Origin of the sequence: Pseudomonas edaphica (genome assembly GCF_005863185.1) — a bacterium.
Lineage (GTDB): Bacteria > Pseudomonadota > Gammaproteobacteria > Pseudomonadales > Pseudomonadaceae > Aquipseudomonas > Aquipseudomonas edaphica.
In genome coordinates this window covers 1-2,782 of the sequence record NZ_VBVZ01000737.1, presented here as the reverse complement: position 1 = coordinate 2,782, position 2,782 = coordinate 1, and the positions used below count along the sequence as shown (strand labels likewise).

The following is a 2,782-nucleotide window of genomic DNA, read 5'->3' as shown; positions in this document are numbered from 1 at the left end:
GAGATGAACTGTGAGTTAGGCACGATCACAGTTGAGCGATCGGACATCTGGATCTCAGTAGCGCGTACATTGATTCGGCGAATGTCCCCTTCAACCCCCGCCAGACTGACCCAATCGCCGACCTTAACGGGTCGCTCGGTTAACAGAATCAACCCAGAAATGAAGTTTTGCACAATCGCCTGCAAGCCAAAGCCAATGCCCACCGATAACGCACTGACCACCCAGGTCAGGCTTGTTAGATTGATTTGGAGGGTGGACATCACCAATAGCGACAACAAGACAAAGCCGATGTACCCCACCAGTGTCACCAGCGATGAACGCATGCCAGCGTCCATGTTGGTCTCCGGCAGTAACCTCTCACTCAGCCAGCGTTTCAACGTCTGCACAGCAAATAAACCAGCAACGATGGTCACCAGCGCAATGAGGATATCTCGCGGGATAATGTGCAAATTACCCAGCGCTTTACTCGTCTCCCCCAATTGGCCGACGCTCTGGAGCATGTCACTTGGGCTGGCTCCAGCGGGTAGCAGTGCAGCCATGATGGCAGTGAGCAGCAACACGGTACGGCCGACACCAGCAAGCACAGTGCTAGCTTGGGCTTGATGCCGCGGCGATAATCCGAGCGCGTTGGCTAGCGCCAGTCCACTAGGCTGCTTAGGTGAGAGAAGAATTTCGCAAATGTCGCCAAAAAAGGCCATGAGTATAAAAGCAGTGCCCGCCACAACACTGATCCACAGCAGTTTGAGGGTAAGGAAGTACGCCAGGGATAGGTACCCTGTCAGTAGCGTCAGGACAATAGCGACGATCCAAACGCAAGTAACAAAAGGCAAAATACTGGCCAGCCCGCTATGGGGTTTCAACTTGTGCGTTTTGCGTACATAACGTAAACGCAAGAGCGCAGCTGCGAAGATCAACGCCGTGCTGAGCGCCGTCAAGCCATTGAGCGCTACAGTCAATGCCAAACTGGTGCCGGTGACAGTGTTTATTCGTTCTTCGGTGGCCATAACCATAAGCGCCGCCGCGAGAATCGCTGGAAACGGCCCTAGAGCGGAGGCTATCTCATCCGGAATGGCCGCCAGTCGCCAAGAAGGTCGCGGCAACATCAGCAAGGCGCGCCCCAAGCCCGAAATAAACGCACAGAAAGTTGCCACCGTAACGAGGCTGTCCAACAAACGGGCTAACGTGTCGCCTAAAACGACATTGCCTTCCACTCCCCAATGCACCAGTGAGACGGCCCCCATTACCGTCAGGATGGACGACAAACCAATAGCCAACGCGAGTGTACTGCGCCGCAGTCGTCCCTCGGGCAGCCACCTGATCATCGCCCAGGTAAGCACATGTTCAAGCAAACGTCTGCCTACACTCCAGATGACTACAGCCGCTAGTAGAACGCCGAACAAGGCCCAGCGGCGCTCAGCAATAACGGCACTCTGCAGGGCTATAAGGGCCTCATCCTTCAAACTATCGAGCCGCTTGAGATCTTCATCCGTGGGACGAATCAAAATTGACCAAAACGAAGGGGTAAGAGGCGAATTTGCACGCGAGGTGACCTGGGAGTTGAATAGATTGCGTCGCAATTTGACGATCTGTTCAGCGAGTTCCCTGCTCATCTGACCCAGTTGTTTGGCCTCGCGCCCGTTGTCTAGCAAACTATTCTTTCGTTGGGCTAAGGCATCACGCTGGACCTTAATACTAGGTGCTTCCTCAGGCTGCGCTTCGCCCAGCACTTTCAGTTGATCATCAAGCCGTTCGATTTCGACAGAAAGTACCTTAAACAGCGTTTCGGCCTTTTCCTGCACCTGTATAGCGCCTCGTCGAAACTCCGCAAGGGTTTCGTCGCTGGTACTTAGGGGCACGCTCTGACGGATGAGGTCAAGCTGTTGTCCAAGCTCCGTCAAGTCAGCGTCTTCTGGCAGGGAAGACGGCCCCGTCAAACCCATAACAGGCCTTACAGTATCGACCTCACCCGCCCAGGCTGATACGTTAACTACCATGGCGATAATCAATAACGCATGACAGAGCATTTTTTTAAGGATTAGTCGAATCAAATCGCCTCCTCCGCAGTGAAGGCACAGTAGCCCATGCCCAGTAAACACAGTGCGCGACAGTGCCATCATCTTCGAAGATTAAACCATTTCGATTCCATCAGTACTTTAGATGGAGTTACGTTTTTTTATAACTTAACGCGACGCATTGTTTTAACAGATGCTGCGATACTCTGAAACGCGTGCTTTGCTTCTCGTGTAAAGGTGGCAGCCACGAAAACATGAAAAGCCCCGGGATACTCTTCATACACTAACTCCACGCCGGCAAACGTCGCTTTTGCAGAAAACGTCCGTGCATCAATCACAAATATATCGTAATCCCCCTGAAACAGGCTAATGGGCGGCAGCCCTGAAAGATTCGCATATAAAGGGCTCATATGCGCAGAAGATGGATCTTCCAACCCTGCCCACCACTTCCCGCATTCTCGTAATGCATCGACCCTCAACATAATGTCCTTTTCCTCTAACGCATAAGCACGGCTGTCGCTTAGTCCAAGATCCAGCCACGGCGAAAATAGAACAAGTCTGTCAGGCAACACAAGCCCGGCATCACGCCGCCTTATGGCAAGCGTTAATGCAAAATTCCCTCCCGCACTATCACCCGCAACAATAATACGCTCGCCGGGCCACTTCGCTAACACCCTCTCATAAACAGCATCTACTAGTAACATCCCCCTACGCGCGTCATTTTCGGGTGCAAGGGCGTAAAATGGTACGGTTACGCTAAATCCAGTAAC

At 52.7% G+C, this 2,782-nt stretch carries 2 protein-coding genes; both read right to left on the bottom strand.

The window, feature by feature from the left end; genetic code table 11:
- A partial coding sequence (locus FEM54_RS29760) for a DUF3772 domain-containing protein (protein ID WP_420875334.1) occupies nt 1–2,048 on the bottom strand: 2,048 nt, incomplete at its 3' end.
- A gap of 125 nt (nt 2,049–2,173) precedes the next feature.
- The coding region (locus tag FEM54_RS29755) for an alpha/beta hydrolase (protein WP_138453979.1) at nt 2,174–2,782 on the bottom strand (609 nt) is incomplete at its 5' end.